Here is a 25,047-nt window from a genome sequence, read left to right on the forward strand (position 1 = left end):
CCATGTCGCAGCTAGGTCCCGGAGACATACCCATCCGGCGTGAGCCAGCCGATTAGCGGAGAGAACTTAGCCACCTGGCTGGTCAGGAAGGATGACTGGTGTATTTCCATTTCTGCTCGGGATCGGACAATTTAGCCCATGTGTGTCCGAACGGTGGCGATGTTGATCGATTACGGCGTGCCTTGCGATTGCTCGCGTTGATGTGGCGCCCGAGATCCTTACCGTCCAACGAGCGCAGTCCACGGGTGCCACCGGACTGGCGAAGACCGCGATATCACGCGTCTTGGAGTGCATTCCTGCGAGCGAATCATCGGCTGGTCGGAGCGCGCTCAATGACGGACATTAGGGCATTGCACGATGCGGAACGGTTCGTCGAATTGTGGTGCCTGTACGAACGCGGATTCTCGGACGGGATGACAGCAGCGATCCGAAAAGTCGACAATTCCATGCACTGCGCAGGCATAAGTAATCAACAAAGGGATATTTTGCTTACGCTCTCCGACTCGCTTCGAGACTTCAGAAAAACCAGGATTCGGTGAGCGATGTAAATCAGGGTAGGGCACCGGCAAGCTGCGAATTGTCCGCGTGACTCCTGTGCAAGTCTGCACATCCGTGGTCGCGGGAAGTCAAACGTGCATGGGCAGCGTCATCGACAGCTCGTAGCCGCCGCCGTCGAGGTGGCCTGCCGATAAGGTCCCTCCGAGTAGTTCGGCGCGTTCGCGCAGACCCAGCAGCCCGTGTTGGGCGCCAGGTAGCTCGTCGGGCGGGCGCTCGGCGTGGGTGTTCTTCATGGTCAACCGCACGTAGCGGCGACTGATTTTCAATTCCACCGTGGCGGTGGCGCCGGGGGCATGCTTGGTGACGTTGGTGAGGCCCTCTTGGACAGCGCGGTAGATGACACGCTGTACCGCTGCTGGAGGGACGGTGGCGGTGTCTGAACGCGTGCTAATGACAGCCGGGACACCGGAAGCTGCGACCAGTGCCGCGACGTTGTCAATTCCTGGGGGCGGTGCCGGCTCGGCGGTGTTGCTGCTGGCCGCGCGCAGCACTCCCACCATCTGGCGCAGCTCGTCGAGAGTTTGCACACTCAGCGCGCGAATGGTGCGTGCTGTCTGGGCGGTGGCCTCATCTCGTGTGGTGACCTGTAGGGCACCTGCCTGGACCGCGATCAGGCTCACCTGATGTGACACCACATCGTGCATCTCGCGGGCGAGGTCAGCGCGTTCACGCGCCAATGCAGTCTCGATGAGTAGGTGTTCCTCGTGCTGGCGCACGCGTTCAATCTCGGCCAGCTTGCCCGCCAGGTCAGCCCTGGCCCGCATCAGCAGGCCAAGCGAGATCGGCGCGATTGCGAAAATGATGCCGTAGAGACCGGCCCACACGGTGCTCAGGGCCGAATACGGCTTTGCCCACGGCGCCGTGTAGCAGACGAAAGCCGTGAGCGCACAAAGAGTCAGCCGGCTGCGTGCCTGCCGTTGTTGGGCTACCGCGACCAAGCTCAACTGGGAGGCCAGCATCCCGGTGCTGAGCGCTGTGGCAGGAATGGTCAGCGCGAACGCTATATAGGGAGCCCGGTTGCGGAAGAACAATCCACCTACGGCGAAAGCCGCTAATACCAAACTGAGGAAAACGGGCACTGTCCAACCTGAGACGTAGGTCTGGCTGTACAGGGTGGATACCGTGGTGTCGGTGGCCGCGAGCGCGATCAGCGCGCCATTGAGGGCGCGCTGGCGTGTAAGCGTTGGAGGCCGGAGTTTCATGGTGGATGTGGATCCAGGACTCCGGCACGCTGAGCGATGATCGCTGCTTCTACCCGAGTCTTGACCGAGAGCTTGTTAAGGATTGCGCTGACTTGATCTTTGACGGTGCCGACACTCGAGAACAGTTTCGCCGCGATCTCGCGGTTGGAAAGCCCCCGTGCCAATAGTCGCAACACGTCGAGCTCACGGCGACTGAGTTCAGCCGCTTTCCGCTGGGCGGCCCCATCTACCCGTTCATCGAGAAATCCCGCAATCACCTTGGGGCTGACCTTTTCCGAGAGCACAAGCCCACCCGCGGCGAGCGTGCGCACCATGGCAGGTAGCTGCACTGGGTCGGTGTCCTTGAGCAGGAACCCAGACGCACCCAGACGCAGCGCCGAGGCGATGTAGTCGTCCGCGTCGAACGTAGTCAGCATCGCGACCACCGGTGGTCTGCTGACGGCCATCAACTCGGTCAATACCACCAAGCCGTCCTTTTCGGGCATCCGGATGTCAAGCAACACCACGTCCGGTTGGTGCTCGGTGATCACCTCGGTTGCATGCACACCGTCGGTGGTGGCGACCACGTCAACGTCCTGTGTCGCCGAAAGAATCAACTCAAACCCAGATCGGATCAGGGCTTCGTCGTCGACAATGACCACGCTGACCACGGGACGGCACCTCCCTTTGCACGGACATCCCTGCAGGAACGTACTAGCAATAGCGAGTGCCGACGCTACGGTTGGCCAGATACCTAGCCGACTGGATGGTGAATTTGGCCACTCGTCGGCCATTCTGCACGACATAAAGGTGCAAGCTTCAATGCGTGATCGACCGGCACCGAGAGCGGGCGTGACGCTGGACATGGTTCATCCAATCGGCCGCGAAGTCCCGACGCCCGGCGGATTTCGATTCTAGGCGCTGGTTGCCATCGTTAAGTTCATGAATGAAATTACCGCGCAGTCAAACGAAGCGGCGACGAACAACACTGAGGATATGGTTGCCCCTGCTGAGCCTTCCCATCGGATATATCGGATCGCGGCCGGAATCGGAATCGCCGTCGGCGGTGTGATCATTGCCAGCGCCATTTTCGCGCTCGGGTACCTAATTGGCAGCCAGTCGCCCGATTGGTGGGACACCGGAATGTACTCCAGCGACGCTGACGACATGGATTGGTGTGACAACTGGTACGGAAGCGACCCAGGCTGGGACTCGTCCCCGTCTGGCTTTGACAGGCAAAGCAGCAGGCCCCCAAGCTCGCCACCGGCTAGCGCGCCAGCGACACCGCCTGCATCGCACCCGTAGTCACTGTCACCGACGGGAACGTTGTCCACGTATTGCCGTGCAGTAGACCCGCCCGAAACCGGGATGCACACGGCGCAGGCCCTGGTATCCCGGGGCCGCGGCCGAATCAACGCAGCTGCGGCAGCACTTCGGTCGCGAACAGTTCCAGGTGCGCCAGGTCAGACATGTCGAGCAGCTGCGCGTAGACGCGCTGCACACCCAACTCGATCCATGGCCCCAGCTTGTCGACGATCTCGGCGGATGTGCCAACCAGAGGACTGTTGGATCGCATCTCGTCGACGTCCCGGCCGATCACCTTGGCACGACGCGACACCTCGGCCTCGTCGCTGCCGGCGCACAGCACGAACGCGCACGAGTAGACCATCGAATCCGGCGCCCGCCCGGCCGCCGCAACCGCATCGGCCACCCGGGTGAACTGCGTGCGAACCACTTCGAACGGCGCGAACGGCACGTTGAACTCAGCCGCATACTGTGCGGCCAGTGCCGGAGTCCGCTTTGCGCCGGTGCCGCCGATCACGATCGGCGGGTGGGGACTCTGCGTCGGCTTGGGCAACGCGGGTGATTCGACGATGGTGTAGTGCTCGCCGGCGTAGTCGAACGTCTCACCGGGCGGCGTGCTCCACAACCCGCTGACGATGGCGAGTTGCTCGGTGAGCCGGTCGAACCGCTCGCGCACCGACGGGAACGGAATTCCGTACGCCCGGTGCTCAGCTTCGAACCAGCCGCTGCCCAAGCCGAATTCGACTCGGCCACCGCTCATTTCGTCGACCTGCGCTACCGCGATAGCCAGCGGTCCCGGGTAGCGGAACGTCGCGGATGTCACTAGCGTGCCCAACCGGATCGTCGACGTTTCGCGGGCGATCGCGCCCAGCGTCACCCACGAATCCGTCGGCCCCGGCAGACCGTCGCCGCTCATCGCCGCATAGTGGTCGGACCGGAAGAAGGCATCGAAGCCGAGGGTCTCGGCGGCCCGCGCGACTGCCAGCTGGTCGGCGTAACGGGAACCCTGTTGCGGTTCTACGAAAATGCGAACGTCCATCGATGCCTCCCCCCTTAGCGCGATCACACCGTGGCGCGATCGTGGCCCTCCCAGTAGGGCCTCCGTAGATCCTTTTTCATGATCTTGCCGGTGGGATTGCGCGGTAGTTCGTCGGCGAAGTCGACGGACTTAGGACACTTATAGGCGGCCAGCCGCTCGCGGGCGAAGGCGATGATCTCCTCCTCGGTGGCTTCACCCTCAAGTGAGACAACGGCTTTCACCACTTCGCCCCATTTGTCGTCGGGTATCCCGATGATCGCGACCTCGGCCACCGCCGGGTGCTCGGCCAGCACCTGTTCCACCTCGATCGAGTAGATGTTCTCCCCGCCCGAGATGATCATGTCCTTGAGCCGATCCTCGACGAAGATGTAGCCACCGTCGTCGACGCGCCCGATGTCGCCGGTTCGGAACCAGCCGTCCTCGGTGATCGCCTCGGCGGTCGCCTCCGGCTTGTTGTGGTAGCCCTTCATCAGTTGCGGTGTGCGGAACCACAATTCGCCCTGCTCGCCGGCCGGCACGTCCTTGAGCGTGAACGGGTCGACCACCCGCACCTCCGCGTTGGGCACCAGCGTGCCCGCGCTGGTTAACCGCTCGGGGTTGTCCTGCGCGCGGTGCGCATCCGGAAGCAGGTGGCTGATCACACCACACACTTCGGTCAGGCCATAGGCCTGGATGAAGTCGGTGTTCGGCCACGCCTCCAATGCCGCCCGCAGCAACGGCAACGGCATCGGCGACGCGCCATAGGAGTACGTCTTCAGCGCGCCGAAGAGCTTCACGGCGTCCTCACCGGACTCGAGCACCTTCGCCAGCACCGCGGGTACCAGGAATGTTCGGTTGGCGCCCTTGAGGATTGCGCCGGCCAGTGTCATGCCGTCGACATCGCGCGTCATCACGCTGGGCACGCCGTCGTGGATGCCGAACTGCACATAGGAAGATCCGCCCACATGGAACAGCGGCATGGAGACCATGCTCTTATCGCCCGGGTCGAACTCGAATCCCTCGTGCGCATTGATCGTGTGCGCGATTATGTTCGCCTGCGTCAGCATTACGCCCTTGGGACGACCCGTGGTGCCCGAGGAGTACATGATGATGCACACGTCGTCGGGTTCGACGTCGTCGGAGCGGTCGACGGGGGATGCCCCGGCCAGCAGCGCCTCGTACTCGTCGCCGTCGCCGCCTTCGGGCGTGACCTCGATGACGTGTTCGACCTTGGTGAGGTCACCACGAATCTTGTCGATGCTCGGCTTGAACTCCGACCCGACGATGAGCACCTTGGCTCCCGAATCGTTGAGGACGTAGTCAAGTTCGTCCGCGGCCAGCCTGAAGTTGATGATCGCATTGGCCGCGCCCAGCGACGCCGCGGCGAAGGTCAGCTCGACACACGCGGGGTGGTTCTTGTCCAGGAACGCCACCACGTCACCGCGCTTGACCCCGAAGTCGGTGAGCGCACCCGCCAAACGGCGGACTCTGTCGTTCCACTGTGCCCAGGTCCACTTGCGGTCCAGGTAGTCGATTGCCTCGTCGTCGGGTTTGGTGGCGGCCCAGTGGGCAACGCGCTCGTCGAGGAAGCGAGGGTCAGCTAGGTCAGACATGCGACGAGCCTTTCATCAGTGGATACGGGCGCTCCCGCCGAGCCCGATTTCCAACACGCTGCCGGTGATGACCCCGCGGTCGGTGACCAGGTACACCACCCCACGGCTAACGTCTTCGGCTTCGATCCAGGGCTGCGGTATCGGGTTGGCTTTCATCATGCGGCGCACCAGTTCGTCGGGAACGTCGTCGCCGCCGCCTGGCTGGACCATCGGCGTCCGCGTGGTGGTCGGGCAGACGACGTTGATGGTGATGCCCTCTTTGGCGACTTCCAGCGCGGCCGACTTGGCCAATCCGATCACACCCCACTTGGTGGCGTTGTAAGCCGCCAGGTCGGGGATGCCCATCCGCCCGCCCATCGAGGAAGTCACCACGATCCGGCCGAAGCGCTGGCGGCGCATCACCGGGATGGCCGCACGCAGTGTGTGGAAGACACCGGTCAGGTTGGTGTCCAGCAGCTGCTGCCAGATGGTATCGCTGACCTGGTCTAAGGGGCCGGTGCTGACGACAGCGGCGTTGGCTACCACGATGTCGAGGCTGCCCAGATCGTTGACCGTCTGCTCGACGGCCGCCCTCACCTGGGCGGCGTCGCGTACGTCGACGGTCAACGGCACGCAGCGCCGACCCAGCTCTTCCACCAGCTTGGCGGTCACGCGCAAGTCGTCTTCGGTGCCCAGCGGATAGGTCAAGTCCTGCATGGGTCCGGGTGCATCGGCGGCGACGATATCGGCACCTGCTGCGGCCAGTGCGACTGCATGCGCACGGCCCTGACCTCGGGCGCCACCGGTGATCAGCGCGACCCGTCCATCCAATTCACCCATAGCCGGTCACGTTAGCAGTCAGGCCTGGCCGCGAAAACAATTGCAGCGCGACCTGTTTAGCGCCGTCACGGCGAATTGGCGTGTGGGGGTTGGGGTTCGCAGTCGCCTTGCACGCAGCTGGTGATACCGGGCCGGACGGGCGGTGCGGTCATTTTGGGCACGTGCGGGCAGTCTGTGGTTGCAGTGGAGGTGTCGTCGACGCACGACAGAAGTTCGGTGCCGTTACTCAGCGACGGGGCTGGAGCCGGCGCGCCTGCCAGCGTCACCGCGACAATTGTCCCTGCCAGCAGTTTGAGTGCGATCATCGGATCGCCTCCTCGAGATCGACAGCTCGCGACTAGGTAGCACAATAGCCCCGTGGCCGCCGGATGTGGGGATCAATCTGCGCTGTGAAAGAAGCCTCGTGATGGGTCAGATCGACATCGCCGTCGTCGGTGTACACGTCCTCGATACGCACGTCGTCGGAGTTGACTCCATCCCCGATGGGTCCGACGGGCAGTTGGTCGAGACGATCAAGATCTCCCCGGCGGGCACGGCGGGTGGCACCGCGGTGGTGCTCAGCCGCCTCGGGGCGAAGGTCCGTTGCTACGGCGCTGTCGGCGCCGATCCGCTCGGGGACACACTGCTTGCGCTGCTATCAGCGCAGGGCATCGACATTGATGGTTTGGTGCGCACGGTGGGCGTCCAGACCTCGGCGTCGGTGATCCCGGTGCGGCCTAACGGTGATCGGCCCGCCTGGCACTGTGTGGGCGCCAACGCCGCGCTCAGCCTCGACACCCTCGATCTCGACCAGGTGATCCGCGGATCGCATCTGCATCTCGGCGGGCCGGAGTTCCTTGGCGGCTCCGCCGCGGCCACCCTGCTGCGGCGCGCGAAGGGTAACGGCCTCGCTACGTCCGTCGACGTCCTCGCCGCCGGTGACCCCGGCCTGCTGGCGTGGATCGCCGAAGCGCTGCCGCACACCGACTACCTGCTGCCTAACGACGAGCAAGTGTTCGGCTTCACCGGCTGCACCGACCTGGTTTCGGGTGCGCGGGTCTTGCTGGACGCCGGCGCGGGTTGCGTCGCCGTAACGCGGGGCGCCGACGGTGCACTGGTGGTCACCGGCGACGAAACGATCGAAGTTCCCGCCTACCCGGTCGACGTCGTCGACACCACCGGCTGCGGCGACGCCTTCTCGGCCGGGTTCATCCTGGGACGTGTTCTCGGGCGGAGCCTGGCCCAGTCGGCTCGCCTCGGGTGCGCGACGGCCGCGCAGGTCGCGGGTGGACTCGGCACCGACGCCGGAACCTATGTCCTGGCCAGCGTCGAGGCACTAGCCGCGGCCAACTGAATTGACGATGTCTTCGTGGGAGAGCCGGCCACGATGCATGCCCGCCTACGGTCCGCTTGTTGCGAAGCGACACAAGAGCTGGCTGAATGTGATCGTGACGGCCGGGTATTTGGAATGTCGACCCGTGGCTGCGCTGGCAGACTATGTGGAATGCGGCTGGGAGCGCACGATCACCGCGGGTGACCCGCTGCGCGTGCTGCCCGACGGTTGCGTTGATCTGTTTGTCACTGCCGAGGGCGCCATCATGGTTTCCGGTCCAGCCAGCGCATATTACGACCCAGGTGCGGGCACCGAAGGTGTGCTGATCGGCCTGCGGTTGCGCGCCGGTGCCGGGGCTGCAGTGCTGGGCCATCCGGTGAGCGAGCTAAGGGATACCCAGGTCCGGATCGACTCGGTGTTCGGTGCATCTGCATCCGGGTTGGCTGAGGATGTGCTGGCCGCCAAGGCTTTTCGGCAGCGGATCGCATTGTTGGAGGCGGTGCTGGCGCGATATTTGGTCAAGGTCGCTCCGGTAGTCGATAAATCAGTGGTGGACTCCATCGAGATGCTGCGTCTTCACCCGACCCGCTCGGTTTCGGCTGTGGCCTTCTCGGTAGGTTTGAGCGAACGGCAGCTTCGCCGTCGGTTCGACGCCGCGGTCGGCTACGGCCCCAAGCGCCTTGGCCGGATCTTCCGTTTCCAGCGGCTACTGGATTTGATCCATTCCAGTGATCACCGAATCGGGTGGGCGGGGCTGGCGATCGAGGCCGGCTATGCCGATCAGTCCCACCTGATCAATGAATGTCTCGTGTTGGCCGGGGCAGCTCCTACCGCTCTTCCCGGTGCGGGCATTCCACCGCACACCTGAGATGTCCGTTTCCTGCAATACCCGCGTCGGCGGCCGGCGCTAGCTTGGCCGTATGACACGACACACACGGCGGAAACCGCCGATCCCCGATGCGAAAGCCGTTGCACTGGAATCTTTTCGGCTGATCGAGAACGGCGATGTCGAACTGGCGCAGGTAATCATCGCTCCCGACTTCATCAACCAAGAGGCCGAGGATGACCCCGAGGACGTCGAACGCCGGCAACACGGCGCGGGAGGGTTCCTAGCCACCAGCCAATGGTTGCGCAACGCCTTCTCCAACCTGCGCTTCGAGCATCAAGAAACACTCGCCGAAGGCGACACGGTCATCGCAGTGAGCACAATGACCGGCGAACATACCGGTGTATTCAACGGAATCCAACCCACCGGCAAACACATCGAACATCAACAGGTTCATATCTTCACCATCACCGACGGCCAGATCACCCACCACCGCGCCATCCGCGACGACCTGGGCCTCCTATTGCAACTCGGCTGGCGGCCGGGTGCTGCGATGTCACGCTAACGGCCCGCCATCTGAAGCTTTGAGATCCGCGGCTGAGCCATCTCGTGGGCAAGACTCTGACACCGTCGGATCCACAGATACACAGCACAGTGGCAGATCCAGCGGGCCTAAAACCAAGGTCCGGGGTAGTGGCCGTCGGTGTCGCGGGCAAGCAGGATCTCCTTGCACTCGCCCTTCTGCTCGGGCGCGGTCTCCCCACGGCAGACCAATGTCCAGTCGGTGATCCGACCGAACGGCCGGTCCGTCCAGTTGGTTGCGACCGGATTGGTGGTGGGCAGGGCGAGCACCGAGAAGCTGCCGTCCGATTTGCTGATGTAGAGGTGGCCGCCGAAGAACGCGAGTCTGGTGATGAGCTGCTTCTTGGCATCGTCGCGGCTGACCAACAGATCCCAGTGCTGGGTGCGCAGATTCCACACGCCATAGCCGAATTGTGAAGTGTCCGAGCCGCGCCCGTCGACGAAGAGACTACCGTCGGACAGCGTTGCGACCAGGCCTCCGCCGGAAACCCGATCGGTGTCGCCGATTTTGAGGATGGAGCGCGCGCTGAGGTCGAAAAACATGGTGGATATCACCGATGGATTCTCCGAATCCCGGCGCGTGATCTGCACGAATCTGTCCGGCCCATCGGACAATTCGCTGTCCACGCTGACGACGTCGTTGTCCTGGAACACGGGTTCGCCGGTGGGCAGCCGCAATTCGGCGCCCAGTGCATTGCCGACCTGGGTGGTGGGTGGGGGACTGGGCTGGGTGCTGCGCTGGAAGGCGAGGACGTCCTGCCAGATCCGTCCGGGCTGCGCATCGTCCCACAGCGTCGACAGATCGGAATTGGACAGGACCGCCGTCTTAGGTGCCACAGCGCTGCCGCGCTCGTCGGCGTAGGGGTTGAGCCATGCCACCCCGGTGGTGGTGGCGGCCAGTCGCCATTCCGTTGCCGCGGAGAGTTTGAGGTTCGCAGGTGGCTGCAATTCTCTGGTCGCCAGCGGCTGGCTCGACTTCAAGTCGACCACAAATGCGGTGGCCTTGGCGGTCGGCGACCGCGGTCCATCGGCGGGCTTGAGCGTGGTGACCAGGTAGACGACTTTCATGTCGTTGACGTTGTTCGACAATGCGCAAATTGCGCCGGTGACGGTTTCCCCGGCAGTGATCGCGGGGATGGCGGGCATTATCAAATCCGCCGTTTTTGGGTCGAGGACTTTGGGTCGGATGTCGTCGAGTGCGGATTTGCTGAGGGTGAAGTTGGTGGGGCAGCCGAAGTAAACCGTTCCGCCGTAGGTCTTCCAATCTTTGGCCAGCGGGCTGATGTGTGGGGGAGTCGGGGCAACCGAGTTGGCCACGGGCGTCGAAGTCGGGATTTTGGAGGTGCTGGGCCCCGCATTGGGCGGTTTCACGGTGGCCGAGGTTGCGCAGGATACGCAGGCCAGGCAGGTGATCAGCGCAACCATCGCACGCGCGCGTCTGGACGCGAACAGCCTGTTCGGCACACTCATCAGCGTTCCCCCCGCTAAGTCCTGTGTGCTCTGAGCCTAAAGGCGTCGGTCGGTTAGGGCGAATCGAGCAAATTCGCGGATCTCGTGTCGGTGTTCTCCGAGTTTGCACGGATGTTTTGCCACTGAGGCTCCGCACATGCTGACTAGCATGAGCACAGAGACGGTGAATTGGAGCGACCTGGGCGTGAACGAGCTGCCGACCGGAACGGTAACGCTGCTGCTCGCCGACATCGAGGGCTCGACCCGACTGTGGGAGACGCAACCCGAGGAAATGGCGGCGGCCGTAGCGCGGCTGGACCGCACATTGGGTGAACTCGTGATCGCCCACCAGGGGGTGCGCCCGATCGAACAGGGCGAGGGCGACAGCTTCGTCATCGCGTTCGGTCGCGCGGCCGACGCGGTGGCCTGTGCGCTCGACCTGCAACGCGCTCCGCTGCAGCCGATCCAGCTGCGCATCGGCATGCACACCGGCGACGTTCAGCTGCGCGACCCGACCGGTGGGGAGGCGAACTACATCGGGCCGGTCATCAACCGGACCGGACGCATGCGCGATCTGGCGCACGGCGGTCAGACTGTGCTGTCCAGCGCGACCGAGTCGATGGTCCTCGACAACCTGCCGGCTGCCGCGTGGCTTTCGGACCTGGGTACCTATCAGCTGCGCGACCTGCCTCGCCCGGAACGGGTTCTGCAACTGTGCCATCCGGATTTGAGTAACGAGTTCCCGCCGCTACGCACCCCGAAAACTGTTGCTGTGCATAATCTTCCAGCTCAGCTAACCAGCTTCGTCGGCCGTGTCGAACAGCTGGCCGACATTGCGCGCGCGATCCGGGCGAGTCGATTGGTGACGTTGACCGGTGCCGGTGGCGTAGGCAAAACTCGGTTGGCCATCGAGGTGGCCGGTGGGTTGGCCGGGGAGCTGACGGGCGGGCTGTGGTTTGTCGACCTGGCGCCGATCGCCGATTCCGACATTGTCCCGATCGCGGCAGCGCGAGCGCTGGGACTTCCGGACCAGCCGGGTCGGTCCACCACGGACACGTTGGCGGGCTTTATCGGTGACCGTCAGATTCTGGTCGTGCTGGACAACTGCGAGCACCTGCTAGATGCAACGGCGGCGCTGGTCGGGGCGCTGTTAAGCGCCTGTGCAGGTCTTCGGTTGCTGGTGACCAGCCGCGAGCCGATCGGCGTGGCAGGTGAGGCGATTTGGCGGGTGCCGTCGCTGTCGCTGGACGACGAGGCGATCGAATTGTTCGTCGACCGGGCCCGGTTGGCCCGGCCCGAGTTTCGCCTCGCCGAGCAGCGGTCCGCGGTCGCCGACATCTGTCGCCGTCTGGACGGGATGCCGCTGGCCATCGAATTGGCGGCCGCGCGGGTGCGTGCGTTGTCCGTGGACGAGATCCGAGACAGCCTGCACGACCGTTTTCGGTTGCTGATCGGGACCACTCGCACCGCGGTGCGGCGCCAGCAGACGCTGCGGGCCTCGGTCGATTGGTCACACGCTTTGTTGACCGAATCAGAGCGGGTGTTGTTTCGGCGGTTGGCGGTGTTTGTCGGGGGCTTTGATTTGGCTGCGGTGCGCGCGGTTGCCGGGGGCAGCGACGTCGAGCGTTACCAGGTTCTCGACCAGCTCACACTGTTGGTGGACAAGTCGCTTGTGGTCATCGAAAGCGTAAGTGGTACAACACGATATCGGATACTGGAGACGGTGCGCCAGTACGCGCTGGAGAAGCTGGGCGAGTCGAGCGAGGGCGACGATGTACGAGCCCGGCATCGCGACCATTACCTGCACGTCGCGGCGATGCTGGAACACGCAAGCGCCGACCAGCAGCAGATCGACCGGGTGGATATCGAGATCGACAATCTGCGTGCTGCTTTCGCGTGGAGCCTGGACCGAGATGACAGCGATAGTGCCTTACGATTGGCGTCCGCGCTGCTTCCACTGTGGTTGATCAGCGGACGGGTGCGCGAGGCGTTGATGGCGTGGTTCGACGCGGCGCTTGGCGAAAATGAAGGTGCCGCGGCCACACCCGCGGTTCGCGCTCGGGCGCTTGCCGACCGGGCCTTGCTGCATACCTGGGCGATCGGGGTGGACAGCGCGACGTGGGCCGAACAGGCCGTGTCGATGGCCCGCGAGATAGGGGACCCGGCACTACTTGCCCGTGCGCTCACCGCGTGCGGCGTAATGACCGCCTACGGCGGCCAGGACGGCCAGCAGTATTTCGACGAGGCGATCGGTTTGGCGCGGCCCCTGGGAGACAAGTGGCTGATGGCCCAGCTGTTGGGTTGGCAAACCAATCTGGCGTTCATGAACGGCGACATTCCTGCGGTTCGCAAGCTCGGCGCCGAGGGGTGCCAGCTGGCGGAGGTCATCGGGGATCGCTTTACCCTTCGCCAGTGCCGTAACTGGCTGGGCTGGGCTCGAATCGCCACCGGCGACCTTAGCGGCGCGATCGAGGAGTTGCGCGCCGTAGAAGCGGAGGCGGAGGCGGCCCGTGATGGCATGTGGTGGACGGTGAGCCGGCACTACCTCGGATTGGCCTACGCGTACCGGGGCGAAGTCGAGACCGCTCGCGACACCTTCGACGCGAGCATGCCGATCCTCGCGGAGATGGGCGACCTTTGGTTGGGTAACGCCAACGGGGTGCGCGCCGTCGCCATGCTGGCGTCGGGGGATGTATTCGAGGCGGATCGGCTGAGCGAACTGTGCCGGCAGCAGCTGAACGTCAACCCCATACACCAGTGGATGCATATTTACCTGACAGCCGAAGCCGTCCTGGCTCAAGGCGATCCGGCCGGGGCGCGCCGGCGGGCCGACGAGGCGGTGGCGGTTTCTTGCGGCTGGTACCGGGCGCTGGCGTTGACGGCCCGCTCCCGCATCGCGATCGCGCAGAGCGATTCCGAACAAGCCGAGCGTGACGCACACGAAGCGCTGTCGTCGGCCGCGGGCCTGGGTGCGTTGCTTGGAATTCCCGATATCTTCGAGCTCGTCGCGATGCTGGCTCTCGGCGGCGGACGTCACGCTGAAGCGGCCAGGCTGTTCGGTGCCGCCGATGCCCTGCGGCAACGGATGGGCTCGGTGCGGTTCAAGGTCCACGACGAAGGCTACCAACTCGCGGTCGCCCGGCTCCGGGAAGCGTTTGGCGACAACGAATTCGATCGGGCGTACGCCGAGGGTGCCGCGATGTCCACGGAGGAGTCTATCGGCTACGCGCAGCGGGGCCGCGGGGAGCGGCGCCGGCCGTCCAGCGGATGGGGGTCGCTGACCCCGACCGAGCGCGCCGTCGTCGGTCTGGTCAGTGAGGGGCTGCCCAACAAGGCAATAGCCGCAAAGCTTTTCATCTCGCTGCGGACGGTGGAAAGTCACCTCACCCATGTGTATACGAAACTCGGATTGTCCTCCAGGGTCCAGCTGGTGCAGGAGGTTGCACGCCACTCGTGATAGACCGAGAGGCATGAGTGGGCTTGCTGAGGAAACCCGATGGATGGACGCCACCGACCAGGCGGCGCTGATCGCCAAGAAAGACGTGACACCCGGCGAACTGCTAGACGCCGCGATCGAACGCATCGGAAAATCCAACGGTGCGCTGAACGCCGTGGTCATCGAGTGGTTCGAACATGCCCGAGCGGTGGCCGCCGGGCCCGACCTGCCCGACGGCCCGTTCCGCGGAGTTCCGTTCCTGCTCAAGGATCTTTACACCAGCTTCGCCGGTCAGACATTATCCAACGGCAACGTGGCACTCAAGGAGGCGGGCAAGCTCGACACCGCCGACACCACATTAGTGTCCCGGTTCAAGGCGGCCGGGCTGGTCATCGCCGGGCGAACCAACAGTCCCGAGATGGGCAGTCTGCCCACCACTCAGCCCCTGGCGTGGGGCTCGACCCGCAATCCGTGGGGGCTGGACCGCACCCCAGGCGGCTCCAGTGGTGGTGCCGCCGCGGCGGTTGCCGTCGGAATGGTCCCGTTCGCCAACGCGTCCGACGGCGGCGGCAGCATCCGTATCCCGGCGTCGTGTTGCGGGCTGGTTGGGCTCAAGCCCAGTCAGGGCCGCATCACTGTCGGACCTGCGCGCGCCGAGTCAGGCCTCGGGGTCGAGCTGTGCGTCAGCCGCACAGTCCGCGACACCGCAGGCCTGCTGGATGCGGTGCGCGGGCCGGGTGTAGGTGACACCGTGATCGCCCCTGCGCCGCAACGGCCGTACACCGACGAACTCGGCGCGGACCCCGGGCGGCTGCGGATCGGGCTACTCGACATCCATCCGCGCGACGGCTTCCTGCATCCTGATTGTGTGGCGGCAGTGCGCTCTGCGGCGACCATGCTGGAGGGGCTCGGGCACATCGTCGAACCGGCATGGCCGGCGGCCCTGGCTGACACGACTCTGCAGCAGAAGTTCATGGCGTTGTGGGCGACGCAACTGGCAATGGCGGCGCGCGGTTTCGGCCAAATACTCGGCCGGGCGTTGACCGCCGACGACATCGAGCCGGTGAACTGGGTGCTCATCGAGCGGGCGCAGGAGGTCAGTGCGGTCGACTACGCCGCGGCCGAGAATGCGGTGTACGCCTTCCGTCGGGCGCTGCAGCAGTGGTGGGCCGACGGTTGGGACCTGCTGCTCACTCCGACGGTCGCCGAACCTCCCTTGCTGCTCAGCGAGTTCGAGAACAACCGCGAGCACCCAACGGCGCCGATGCGCCGGGGTGGCGAATTCGCGGCATTCACACCGCCATTCAATATGAGCGGCCAGCCCGCGATCAGCCTTCCGCTGAACCGCAACGACGACGGGCTTCCTATCGGTGTTCAGCTGGCCGCCGGGTATGGACGTGAAGACCTGCTAATTCGCGTTGCCGCGCAACTGGAATCAGCTCATCCCTGGTCCTCGTACCGGCCTTTGATTCCATGACGTTGGGCGCGAAGGGGGTTCTGCTGCGGGCGTCGGTCGGGATGGGGTTGCGGCCTTCGAGTCGATTGCCGACCGGTATGCTGCCAGTCGCCGGGCTATCCGCCTTCCGTCTTCGAGACGATCGAAGAGCTGAGCATCGACGTCGGTGTTATAGCACTGCCAGGCGCCGATAGCGCTTCGCGCGGTCAGCGCACGAATCGAAGTCATGGGCAAGGCGGGGCGGGACTAGCGGCGATTCTGGCCGCCATTGCGCCGCCAGCTGTCGAAGTTATTGCGCTAGCTGTCGAAGATGTTGCCCAGCCGCCTGGCAAAGAACTCGTCCAGTCTGAGTTGTTTAGCGCTTTCTACGAACGCGCGGGCAATTGCCGGCGCACGACCTTTGGCGTCGACTGCAACCGCTATGGGCGTGGTTATGACAGGGTCGGTGAGCTTGACAGCGGCGAGGTCGGCACTCATGAGGGTGGTCCACAACCACGTGTGCGGGACGATGCACGCTCTGTCGCCGTTGGTGGCTTGCGCCAAAAGCGTGCTGACAGAGTCGGTCTCAACTTGGGGAGCGACCGTGACGCCGGCACCGGCAAATGCGGCATCAATGATTTGGCGCACCCGCATGTCGGTGGTGAGCAGGGCCAGAGGTAGCTGCGCCGCTTCGGCCCAGCGCATGGACGATGCGCCGGACCCTGCTAGTTGGGGGCCGGGAAGCATTCCGACCGGGGCAATAAGGGCATAGCTCTCTTCATAAAGCGGCATGAACTCTAGGTCCGGTGCGTTGTCGTTCGTCACCGGAACTATGGCCGCGTCCAGTTCGAAAGCGTTGAGCCGCTTGTACAACTCGGATGTCGACAGCTGGGACAGGATCTTGACCCGGGCCCGCGGATGTTTGGAGCAGAACCCGGACAGCACCAGAGAAGAAGTGGTCGACGCGGTCGGAATGGTGCCCAGACGAAGCGTTCCGGCAATTCCGGACCGCATGGCACGTAGCTCGGCCTTGAAAGCATCGTGGTCGCGCAGTATGCCTCTCGCCCAACTCAACAGTCGTTCTCCTTCGGGCGTCAGCGCAACAAAGCTATGTCCGCGCTCGACCAGCTTGACGTCAAGCTCGCGTTCCAGCTTGGCGATCGCGGCAGAAAGCGCGGGTTGCGAAACGTGGCACTTCGCAGCGGCCCGACCGAAGTGCTTTTCTTCGGCAACTGCCACGAAATACTCCAACTGCCGGAATAGCACCGGCCCCTCCTTGCGCACTACGACTCCCACCCGTGTGCCGCCGCGGCTGCCGTGATGAGTCTGCTCTGCAGGGAAGTCTTACACACCAGATCGCTATCGACTCCGTCGCAGGCGTTAATGCCCCTGCACACGAATTTTGCTGATCACTGCTTCGAACGTTTGCACTATGGCATAGGTCTGCCCGTAGAGGCCATTTTTGCCTCGGTCGATAGCCACTTCTGATGGTCTTGATCGAAAGAATGAATCAGCCTCTGCCACATGGACGCTCGGCTATGGGTCGTGTAACAAGGAATGGTGATTGTAAATCACCCGGACAAACATACGCCCAGTGGTATATGCAACCAATGCTAGAGAGCGATTGAGATGACGAAGCACCCCGACATCCGGTGTGTTGGCCGCGCGGGTCTATTCGACATATTTGAAATAGGTCGAGTGGCAAGAGGAACGCGCTGCCCCGGCGGTGACGCCCCTAACTCACACGGTGGCGCTGCGGTTGCAGCGATGGGTTCAGCGGGGAGCCGATCGTGACCTCTCTAGCGGCGGGGTGCGAGGTTGACCACGTAGCTGTGTCGGACGGTGTCGCAGCTGTGGAAGGGCTTGGCGCCGCGTTACTTGCCAGCAAAGCAGGTCTTGCCCGGCGTATCCGCGAAGCCGTTGAGGCTGAGATTCCGGCGTATCGTTCGCTTCCCGGCGACACGCTTGAGAACGAGGTTTCTCTTGTCCTTCGGCAACTGCTGCGCGCGATCGCTGACCAACGGGGCGTGGATGATCGCGAATGCGGGGAACTCGCTGCGATCGGAGAACGGCGGGCGCGTCAGGGCCTACCCGTCGACGATGTCTTGCGAGCATGGCGGCTCGGTATGGAAACGGCGGTAAGGCAGGCCCGGGAAACAGGTCAGCGCTACGGCATCGCCGAGACCGGTGTGCTGGCCTTCGTCGAGTCGGCCCTGGCGTGGTGTGACCAGGCCATGCTGATAACTTCGCGCGCCCACCGGCGAGCAGAACGCGCGGCAGTGCGTGAATCCGACGAATGCCACACGGACTTTGTCCGAGGGGTATTGATGGGCACGATCTCCCACGCGGAATTGAGGATCCGGGCCGAGATGTATGGGCTTGATCCAACGGCCGACTATGTCGCGGTCCGGGCCTGCGTGAATGCGGACACTACCCAGTTTCGGCTGGAACAACTTCTGGGTCTGAGTGATTCAACGCGAAATCGGTACGGGCTGGTGGCGATCATCGACGACAATGCCGCTGGCTTCCTCAGCGACCCACCACCGGGCCGCGGCGACAGCATTGTGGGATTCGGTCCGCCGAGGCCATTGGAACGACTCGTCGAGTCCTACCGGTCGGCCGCACGAGCGTTAGTGACAGCCGAAGCCTGTGGCTTGCACGGCGCGTATGACATTGCATCCTTGGGTCTGCGGCCCGCGATAGCCCTGGATGCCGAGCTGGGCGAGTTACTGCGGCGTCGCTACCTGGAACCTTTGGCGGCCTTGAGTTCTGAAGCTGAACTCATCGCGACGCTTCGGACCTACCTGGCCTGCGGCATGCACGTGGAACGGACGGCGACGCGGCTGTTTGTTCATCAGAACACGGTGCGCTATCGAATCGCGAGGTTCGAGGAGCTCACCGGCAAGGATCTCAGCGAGATCGAGGTCCTTCTGGAAGTGTGGTGGGCTCTTGAGGTTTCGACCATGCAATTGTAGCGCCATCCAAGACCGGCGGAAGGAGCCCGCGATGAGTGATACCCGAGCCGCAGTGCGAGACCAGCTGCTGCTAGATGCACTGGGTAATCCGTTGGATCTCAACAGAATCGATTGGCATGTCCGCCAGCACAACCCGGCGGACACGCAAACGGAATGGCAGACGGAGACGGTGGAGACTATCCGTTCGGTGGTTGCCGACGGACTATTTCGCCTTGGTGGCGAAGTCGTCCGTGGTGAACACCTGGGGGGTGTTGCCACCGAGGGAGAAGAATTCGTCGCCTGGCACCAGACTCTAGACCGTTGCTTGCAGAAGATCTCCCATAATTACGTCAAGCACTATGACGATCCGCAGCGATGGATGTATGCGGCGTACCTGGAACTCACCGAGCAGGGCGAGCAACAAGCCCGTGCACTGGAAAGCAAAGACGTGGAATCCTACCGTCGTCTCGAGTGAATGTTGCACAGCAACATAATTCGACTACCGCGATGATGCTCGTCACATTGCGGTAAGGTAGCGGGACGCCGTGCGGGCCCTCATTTCGCCCCAGGCTTCGCAGCCCCCGCCAGGGGCGGGGGAGCGTCAAGAAAATTGGCGGTCGGGCAGAAGAACAAGCCGCCCGTCAGCGCCGTCGAAAAATCGAGGATGCGATCGGTGTTGCCCGGCGGGTCGCCGAGAAACATGTTGCGTAGCATCCGTTCGGTGACCTCGGGCGTGCGGGCATAAGCGACGTAGTAGGTGCCGTAAGTGCCGTTGGCCAATTCGCCGAACGGCATGTTGTACCGAACCACCTTGAGTTCATTTCCGTCGTCATCTTCGATGACGTTCAGCGCCAGGTGGGCGTTGGCTGCCTTCGCGTCGTCGTCGAACTCGATGTCGTCCAGCTTGGTTCGCCCGAACACCTGTTCCTGCTCGCTGACCGACAGCGAATCCCACGACGACATGTCGTGCACATACTTCTGCACATGGACATAGCAGCCTCCGGCGAAAGCAGGGTCCTCGTCGCCGATGATCGCCGCCTCGACAGCGATTGGCCCACTCGGGTTTTCGGTACCGTCGACAAACCCCAGCAGGTCGCGGTTGTCAAAGGACCGAAAGCCGCGCACCTCGTCGACAACCGTGATGGCGCCGGCCATCGACTTGAGGATCCGGTCGCCCAGTTCGAAGCAGACATCCACGGTCTGTGCCCGGACATGAAACAGCAGATCGCCAGGCGTGGCCGGGGCCTTGTGGCGCGGTCCGGTCAGTTCGACGAACGGGTGCAGTTCGGCCGGGCGCGGTCCACTGAACAGCCGGTCCCAGCCCTGTGAGCCGATCGACGTAATCACCGACAATTGCTTAGCTGGATCGCGAAAGCCTATGGCGCGCACCAGACCTGATACTTTTCCCAGTGCGTCGTACACCGTATGCTCGCCGCCGTCGTCAATAGTTACCACTAGGAAGATCGCCGCCGGTGTCAACGGCGCGAGAATGTGTTGAGGCTGAACCGATGGCACTCTGCCGACTCTAGCGCCGATTGGTTCGTAGCGGTCGCCAAAATCATGGCGACGGATTTCGGAGGTTGCTCCATAGATCTTCACCTACCACCCGCGAATGCTGGCTGGAGACTGAGCCGAAGCCGAGGAGGGAAGAACTCGATGGCGAAGTGCGTAATGGTGCTCTACCCAGATCCGATCGACGGGTACCCGCCAAGGTACGCCCGTGACGGCATCCCGGTGATTAAGTGCTACCCGGACGGCAGCAGCCTGCCGACGCCATCAGCTATCGACTTCAAGCCCGGTGAGATGCTCGGTTGCGTATCCGGGGCGCTGGGATTGCGAAAGTTCTTCGAGGACAACGGTCACGAGTTGGTCGTTACATCGGACAAAGACGGGCCCGACTCGGAGTTCGAACGCGAACTGCCGGATGCTGAAATCGTTATTTCGCAACCATTTTGGCCAGCCTACATCACCAGGGAGCGCTTTGCTAAGGCGCCGAGACTTAGGCTGGCGCTCACTGCCGGCATCGGATCCGATCACGTGGATCTCGACGAGGCCCGGGCTCGGGGCGTCACTGTCGCCGAGGAAACATACAGCAACAGCATCAGTGTCGCCGAGCACACGGTGATGCAGATTCTGGCGCTGGTGCGCAACTTCGTGCCCTCGCACCGCTGGGTTATCGACGGTGGCTGGAATATCGCCGACTGTGTGGAGTGTGCCTACGACCTAGAGGGGATGGACGTCGGTGTGATCGCGGCCGGACGGATCGGCCGGGCGGTGCTGGAACGGTTGAGGCCGTTCGGGGTTCACTTGCACTACTTCGACGTTCATCGCCTGCCGGCCGACGTGGAGAAGGACCTCAACGTGGTCTACCACCGCGATGTGGAGTCGTTGGCGCGCTCCGTGGACGTGGTGTCGATACACTCCCCGTTGATCGCGCAGACCCATCACATGTTCGACGAAAAACTGTTGGGGTCGATGCGACGAGGTTCCTACCTCGTCAACACCGCTCGTGCTGAGCAGACAGACCAGCGAGCCATTGTTGCGGCATTGCAGAGCGGCCAACTTGCTGGGTACGCCGGTGATGTGTGGTATCCGCAACCTCCCCCGTCGGACCACCCATGGCGGAGTATGCCCAACAACGCTATGACCCCGCATGTTTCGGGCACGACGTTATCTGCGCAGGCGCGATACGCTGCAGGGACTCGGGAGATCCTTGAAGACTGGTTCGCCGGCAAGCCGATTCGCTCGGAATACCTGATCGTCGAAGGCGGTAGGTTCGCTGGCACCGGTGCCAAGTCCTACGCCCACTAACCCGGGCGACAATCCAAGCAAGCCAAGCTCACTGCGAAGGAATGATGAGATGACTGACAACTTCACGACAACGGACGCGGGCGTCCCGGTACCTAGCGATTCGCTGTCATTGACTCTGGGGCCTGATGGACCAATCCTTTTGCAGGACATGTATTTGATCGAGCAAATGGCGAACTTCAACCGCGAACGCGTGCCGGAACGGCAGCCGCACGCCAAGGGTACCGGGGCGTATGGCCGCTTCGAAGTAACTAACGACTTGAGTTCCTACACCAGGGCGGCGGTATTCCAGCCAGGCGCCGTGACCGAGACGTTCATGCGAATTGCCGGCAATGCCAGCGAGCGCGGCAGTGCTGACACGTTGCGAGACACCCGGGGTTTCTCGGTGAAGTTCTACACCACCGAAGGCAACCTCGATATTGTCGGCAACAACGTACCGATGTTCTTCGTACGCGACCCGATGAAGTTTCCCAACCTGATCCGCGCATCCAAGCGCCGCGCTGACACCGATCTCCACGACCACAACATGCAATGGGACTTCTGGACACTGTCACCGGAGTCAGCTCACCTAGTGACACTGGTGATGGGTGACCGCGGCATCCCCAGGACCTACCGGCATATGAATGGCTATGGACTCCATACATTCAGCTGGATCAACGCCGACGGTGAGGTCGTCTGGGTTAAGTATCACTTCAAGAGCAATCAGGGCGTCGAGTGCCTGACCCAGGAGGAGGCGGACCGCCTGGCCGGTACAGACCCGGACTGCAATGCCCGGGATCTGCATGACGCGATCCAACGGGGTGACTATCCGAGTTGGTCGCTGAAGGTGCAGATAATGCCGTTTGAGGACGCAAAGTCCTACCGGATCAACCCGTTTGACGTGACTAAGGTGTGGCCGCACGCGGACTACCCGCTGATCGACCTGGGCACCTTGACCTTGGACCGCAACGTCAGCGACCATCACACCGAAGTCGAGCAAGCCGCGTTCACACCGAGTAACCTTGTGCCGGGCACCGGACTCAGCCCTGACCGGCTGCTTCTGGGTCGAAGCTTCGCCTATGCCGATGCGCACCGTACTCGTATCGGTGTGAACCACAATCAGATTCCGGTCAATGCTCCCCGGTGCGATGTTCGGACCTACTCCAAGGACGGGCGGATGCGGTTCGTCAATGCCACCGATCCGGTGTATGTCCCCAACTCAGCTGGAGGTCCGCAAGCCGACCCGAGCCGGGCGCCCGAAGTGCGTTGGGCCGCTGACGGGGAGATGGTTCGCACCGCCTACACACTGCGTCCGGACGACGACGACTTCAGTCAGGCAGGGATCCTGGTCCGTGACGTCATGGATGCCGCGCAGCGCGAACGTTTGGTTCACAACGTCGTGCTACACGTATCCGCAGGGGTGAAAGAGCCCGTTTTGTCCCGAGTTTTCGAGTTCTGGCGCAACATCGACCCCGAGGTGGGTGCGAAGATCGAAGCAGGCGTACGCGCCAACCTCGGTCACTAGCCGCCGACTGGCGGGCGGCAAGTTGCTATAGCCCACATTGCTACCAGGCTCGCCCACGCCCGAATCGTTCTGTGTCACGATGATTTTCTTCAGGATTCGCGGTACTCAAAGAGTTGTCGCTGGTCTATGCAGGGCATAACCAGTGCGCCGACTAGATTCTTTCACGCCAAGCACCTGGCTCCGTCGGAACATCTCAGCGGCAACGTAATTGAGCCGCCTCGGCGGCTGGGCCAGGGCGGCGTATCGGCTGACGGTGGCCGAGGCGTCTTGTAAGGGTTGCTAATTCGGCTAGACCAATCGGGATGGGATTTTGGAAACGGCTCCGTAGACCCGTAATCGTCGTGCGCACAGACTGGTAACCGCAGGATTACATCGACACGGATAGTGACTTGGCGATGAAAATAATTGCAGTCCTGCGTAATACGTAATTTACTTAGGAGGAAATCATGGTCGATGACGGAGCTCACTTCGACTTCATCATCGTTGGCGGCGGTACCGCGGGTTGCGTAGTCGCTGGCCGGCTGGCCGAGAACCCCAATGTCCGAATACTGGTTGTGGAGGCCGGTGCGGGCAACCCCTGGGACATCGAGATGGTCACCACGCCGTCGTTGGCGATGGAGATTCGCGGCACCGAGAGCGACTGGGCGTACAAGAGCACGTTCGTCAAGCGAGAAGATTGGTCGCGCGTTGATTGGCCCAACACTCGTGGCAAGGTCCTGGGCGGCAGTTCGGCGGGCAACTACTTCAGCTGGATCCCGGGTTGTAAGCCGACTTTCGATCGATGGGCCGAATACGGTGGCCAGGAATGGAGTTGGGAGCCGCTCGTTCCATACCTCCGCAAGAGCGCTACCTATCACGGGGACCCCAAGGACGCGAAACGTTATCCGGCCGAGCTCGAGAAGATCGGTGCTGGCGGCCCGATCCCCATTTCGCACGCCGACATCCCCGAGTTGCAGAGCTTTCGCGACGCCCTCACCAGAGCCTGGACGTCGCGGGGCTTGCCTGTTACCGAAAACATCTACGACGGTGAAATGAATGGACTCACGCATTCGATCAACAGCATCTATGACGGCCAGCGCTCCGGCGCCTACCTTTTCGTCAAGGACAAGCCCAACGTCACGATCATGGCCGGAGTGCGTTCGAAGCGTCTGATCATCGGTTACGCCGATCGCACATGCAAGGGCGTGACAGTCATTGACGGCGCCGGTTACGAGCGCAGCTACTACGCAAGACGTGAGGTCATCCTCTCCCAGGGTGTGTTCGAGAGCCCCAAGCTACTGATGCTCAGCGGTGTCGGCCCGGCCCGCGAGTTGACGAAGTACGGTATCGACACCATCGTGGATTCGCGCCACGTGGGCCAGCACTTGCTCGACCATCCCGGTGTCCCATTCGTGATGCGAATCAAGGACGGGTTCGGCATGGACGGGACCTTGCTGCGTGAGGGCCCCAAGCACGACGCGGCTGTTGCCGCCTACCAGAAGGATCGATCCGGTCCCGTGGGCTCGGGACTGCTGGAGATGATCGGCTTCCCGCGCATCGACGAATACCTGGAACAAGACCCCATCTACCGCGAGGCCAAAGCCGCGAACGGCGGCGTCGACCCCTTCTCGCCAGAGGGGCAGCCGCACTTCGAACTAGACTTCGTGCCGATGTTCGGCAGCGCATTCCAGTGGCATTACCCCACGCCGGCGGAAGGCGATCACCTGACCGTGATGGTCGATCTGGTGCGCCCCACCTATGAAGGCGGCGAGGTGACGCTCAACAGCGCTGACCCGCTTGAGCAGCCCGACATCAATCTGAACTATCTATCCAACGAACTCGACATCATCGCCCTGCGTGAGGGAATCAGGTTCAGCTACGACATCCTCACCAAGGGTGACGGCTTCAAGGACCTCGTCGTGAGCCAGTACCCCTGGGACATGCCGCTGGACTGCGACGAGTTGATGACGACGTCCATTCAGGACCGCGTCCAAACGTCGTTTCACCCGTGCGGCACCAACCGGCTGTCCAAGAACATCGACCAGGGCGTCGTTGACCCGGCGCTCAAGGTCCACGGGATCGCTAACCTGCGGGTCGTGGACGCCTCTGTAATTCCGGTCATTCCGGACTGCCGTATCCAGAACTCCGTCTACATGATCGGGGAGAAGGGCGCGGACAAGATCAAGGACGAACATAAGGATCTGTACAAGTAACCAGCGCAGCCACGGATGCCGGGCCACGGACGCTCGTTCGGAGCGTCGTGGTCCG

At 63.0% G+C, this 25,047-nt stretch carries 19 protein-coding genes; 10 read left to right on the forward strand and 9 right to left on the reverse strand.

The features are described 5' to 3' along the window. Positions 1–626 precede the first annotated feature (626 nt). The 6 genes from H0P51_RS04585 to H0P51_RS04610 form a co-directional block, all read right to left on the reverse strand. Entirely contained in the window at positions 627–1,760 is a 1,134-nt protein-coding gene (locus H0P51_RS04585; RefSeq protein ID WP_180916846.1) for a sensor histidine kinase, read from the reverse strand. Beyond that, a complete protein-coding gene (locus H0P51_RS04590; RefSeq protein ID WP_180916847.1) occupies positions 1,757–2,410 on the reverse strand; it encodes a response regulator in 654 nt (217 codons plus the stop codon). The genes H0P51_RS04585 and H0P51_RS04590 overlap by 4 nt, the downstream gene beginning before the upstream one ends. Before the next feature lie 740 nt (positions 2,411–3,150). Next, entirely contained in the window at positions 3,151–4,083 is a 933-nt protein-coding gene (locus H0P51_RS04595; protein WP_180916848.1) for an LLM class F420-dependent oxidoreductase, read from the reverse strand. Positions 4,084–4,106: 23 nt separating this feature from the next. Then, entirely contained in the window at positions 4,107–5,675 is a 1,569-nt protein-coding gene (locus H0P51_RS04600) for a long-chain-fatty-acid--CoA ligase (RefSeq protein ID WP_180916849.1), read from the reverse strand. 15 nt (positions 5,676–5,690) lie between these two features. Next, positions 5,691–6,494 (reverse strand): mycofactocin-coupled SDR family oxidoreductase, encoded by an 804-nt coding sequence (locus H0P51_RS04605; RefSeq protein ID WP_180916850.1) that lies wholly within the window; start codon positions 6,492–6,494, stop codon positions 5,691–5,693. Positions 6,495–6,559: 65 nt separating this feature from the next. Continuing rightward, positions 6,560–6,799 (reverse strand): hypothetical protein, encoded by a 240-nt coding sequence (locus H0P51_RS04610; RefSeq protein WP_180916851.1) that lies wholly within the window; start codon positions 6,797–6,799, stop codon positions 6,560–6,562. Between the two features lie 101 nt (positions 6,800–6,900). Here H0P51_RS04610 and H0P51_RS04615 point away from each other — a divergent pair, with 101 nt between their 5' ends. The 3 genes from H0P51_RS04615 to H0P51_RS04625 all read left to right on the forward strand — a co-directional run bounded on the left by H0P51_RS04615 (position 6,901) and on the right by H0P51_RS04625 (position 9,197). Beyond that, the gene (locus H0P51_RS04615; protein WP_180916852.1) at positions 6,901–7,827 is read left to right on the forward strand and encodes a carbohydrate kinase family protein; all 927 of its coding nucleotides are present in this window, start codon (positions 6,901–6,903) and stop codon (positions 7,825–7,827) included. Between the two features lie 124 nt (positions 7,828–7,951). Then, positions 7,952–8,674, forward strand: a complete 723-nt coding sequence (locus tag H0P51_RS04620; protein WP_180916853.1) for a helix-turn-helix domain-containing protein — start codon at positions 7,952–7,954, stop codon at positions 8,672–8,674. Positions 8,675–8,726: 52 nt separating this feature from the next. After that, a complete protein-coding gene (locus H0P51_RS04625) occupies positions 8,727–9,197 on the forward strand; it encodes an ester cyclase (protein WP_246398397.1) in 471 nt (156 codons plus the stop codon). Between the two features lie 107 nt (positions 9,198–9,304). Here H0P51_RS04625 and H0P51_RS04630 read toward each other — a convergent pair whose 3' ends face one another. Beyond that, entirely contained in the window at positions 9,305–10,684 is a 1,380-nt protein-coding gene (locus H0P51_RS04630) for a hypothetical protein (protein ID WP_246398399.1), read from the reverse strand. A 136-nt stretch (positions 10,685–10,820) separates the two neighbouring features. Here H0P51_RS04630 and H0P51_RS04635 point away from each other — a divergent pair, with 136 nt between their 5' ends. Together H0P51_RS04635 and H0P51_RS04640 are read left to right on the forward strand one after the other, a co-directional pair. Continuing rightward, positions 10,821–14,120 carry a helix-turn-helix transcriptional regulator gene (locus H0P51_RS04635; protein ID WP_180916854.1) on the forward strand — a complete coding sequence of 1,100 codons (3,300 nt, stop codon included), beginning with the start codon at positions 10,821–10,823 and terminating at the stop codon, positions 14,118–14,120. 13 nt (positions 14,121–14,133) lie between these two features. Further along, positions 14,134–15,576, forward strand: a complete 1,443-nt coding sequence (locus tag H0P51_RS04640) for an amidase (protein WP_180916855.1) — start codon at positions 14,134–14,136, stop codon at positions 15,574–15,576. Positions 15,577–15,852: 276 nt separating this feature from the next. Here the strand turns inward: H0P51_RS04640 and H0P51_RS04645 are convergent, their stop codons facing one another. Then, entirely contained in the window at positions 15,853–16,800 is a 948-nt protein-coding gene (locus H0P51_RS04645; protein ID WP_180918743.1) for a LysR family transcriptional regulator, read from the reverse strand. A gap of 524 nt (positions 16,801–17,324) precedes the next feature. Between H0P51_RS04645 and H0P51_RS04650 the strand changes: the two genes are divergently transcribed. Both H0P51_RS04650 and H0P51_RS04655 read left to right on the forward strand, forming a co-directional pair. Continuing rightward, positions 17,325–18,509: a PucR family transcriptional regulator gene (locus tag H0P51_RS04650; protein WP_180916856.1), complete on the forward strand. Its 1,185-nt coding sequence runs from the start codon at positions 17,325–17,327 to the stop codon at positions 18,507–18,509. A gap of 31 nt (positions 18,510–18,540) precedes the next feature. After that, positions 18,541–18,963 carry a hypothetical protein gene (locus H0P51_RS04655; protein WP_246398401.1) on the forward strand — a complete coding sequence of 141 codons (423 nt, stop codon included), beginning with the start codon at positions 18,541–18,543 and terminating at the stop codon, positions 18,961–18,963. A gap of 80 nt (positions 18,964–19,043) precedes the next feature. Here the strand turns inward: H0P51_RS04655 and H0P51_RS04660 are convergent, their stop codons facing one another. After that, on the reverse strand, positions 19,044–20,003 hold the full coding sequence (locus H0P51_RS04660) for a Dyp-type peroxidase (RefSeq protein WP_180916857.1): 960 nt from the start codon (positions 20,001–20,003) through the stop codon (positions 19,044–19,046). A 141-nt stretch (positions 20,004–20,144) separates the two neighbouring features. Here H0P51_RS04660 and H0P51_RS04665 point away from each other — a divergent pair, with 141 nt between their 5' ends. The 3 genes from H0P51_RS04665 to H0P51_RS04675 all read left to right on the forward strand — a co-directional run bounded on the left by H0P51_RS04665 (position 20,145) and on the right by H0P51_RS04675 (position 24,992). Then, positions 20,145–21,299, forward strand: coding sequence for an NAD-dependent formate dehydrogenase (locus tag H0P51_RS04665; protein WP_180916858.1), 1,155 nt, complete (start codon positions 20,145–20,147; stop codon positions 21,297–21,299). A gap of 49 nt (positions 21,300–21,348) precedes the next feature. After that, the gene (locus H0P51_RS04670; protein WP_180916859.1) at positions 21,349–22,800 is read left to right on the forward strand and encodes a catalase; all 1,452 of its coding nucleotides are present in this window, start codon (positions 21,349–21,351) and stop codon (positions 22,798–22,800) included. 446 nt (positions 22,801–23,246) lie between these two features. Next, on the forward strand, positions 23,247–24,992 hold the full coding sequence (locus tag H0P51_RS04675; RefSeq protein ID WP_180916860.1) for a GMC family oxidoreductase: 1,746 nt from the start codon (positions 23,247–23,249) through the stop codon (positions 24,990–24,992). The last annotated feature ends 55 nt before the right edge of the window (positions 24,993–25,047 follow it).

Origin of the sequence: Mycobacterium vicinigordonae, assembly GCF_013466425.1 — a bacterium.
Classification (GTDB): Bacteria; Actinomycetota; Actinomycetes; order Mycobacteriales; family Mycobacteriaceae; genus Mycobacterium; species Mycobacterium vicinigordonae.

Bases quoted from the DNA above. Each gene is read 5' to 3' on its own strand.
- H0P51_RS04585 (WP_180916846.1), bottom strand. From the start codon at position 1,760: ATGAAACTCCGGCCTCCAACGCTTACACGCCAGCGCGCCCTCAATGGC.
- H0P51_RS04595 (WP_180916848.1), bottom strand. From the start codon at position 4,083: ATGGACGTTCGCATTTTCGTAGAACCGCAACAGGGTTCCCGTTACGCC.
- H0P51_RS04600 (WP_180916849.1), bottom strand. From the start codon at position 5,675: ATGTCTGACCTAGCTGACCCTCGCTTCCTCGACGAGCGCGTTGCCCAC.
- H0P51_RS04605 (WP_180916850.1), bottom strand. From the start codon at position 6,494: ATGGGTGAATTGGATGGACGGGTCGCGCTGATCACCGGTGGCGCCCGA.
- H0P51_RS04610 (WP_180916851.1), bottom strand. From the start codon at position 6,799: ATGATCGCACTCAAACTGCTGGCAGGGACAATTGTCGCGGTGACGCTG.
- H0P51_RS04615 (WP_180916852.1), top strand. From the start codon at position 6,901: ATGGGTCAGATCGACATCGCCGTCGTCGGTGTACACGTCCTCGATACG.
- H0P51_RS04625 (WP_246398397.1), top strand. From the start codon at position 8,727: ATGACACGACACACACGGCGGAAACCGCCGATCCCCGATGCGAAAGCC.
- H0P51_RS04630 (WP_246398399.1), bottom strand. From the start codon at position 10,684: ATGAGTGTGCCGAACAGGCTGTTCGCGTCCAGACGCGCGCGTGCGATG.
- H0P51_RS04635 (WP_180916854.1), top strand. From the start codon at position 10,821: ATGCTGACTAGCATGAGCACAGAGACGGTGAATTGGAGCGACCTGGGC.
- H0P51_RS04640 (WP_180916855.1), top strand. From the start codon at position 14,134: ATGAGTGGGCTTGCTGAGGAAACCCGATGGATGGACGCCACCGACCAG.
- H0P51_RS04655 (WP_246398401.1), top strand. From the start codon at position 18,541: ATGAGTGATACCCGAGCCGCAGTGCGAGACCAGCTGCTGCTAGATGCA.
- H0P51_RS04665 (WP_180916858.1), top strand. From the start codon at position 20,145: ATGGCGAAGTGCGTAATGGTGCTCTACCCAGATCCGATCGACGGGTAC.
- H0P51_RS04670 (WP_180916859.1), top strand. From the start codon at position 21,349: ATGACTGACAACTTCACGACAACGGACGCGGGCGTCCCGGTACCTAGC.
- H0P51_RS04675 (WP_180916860.1), top strand. From the start codon at position 23,247: ATGGTCGATGACGGAGCTCACTTCGACTTCATCATCGTTGGCGGCGGT.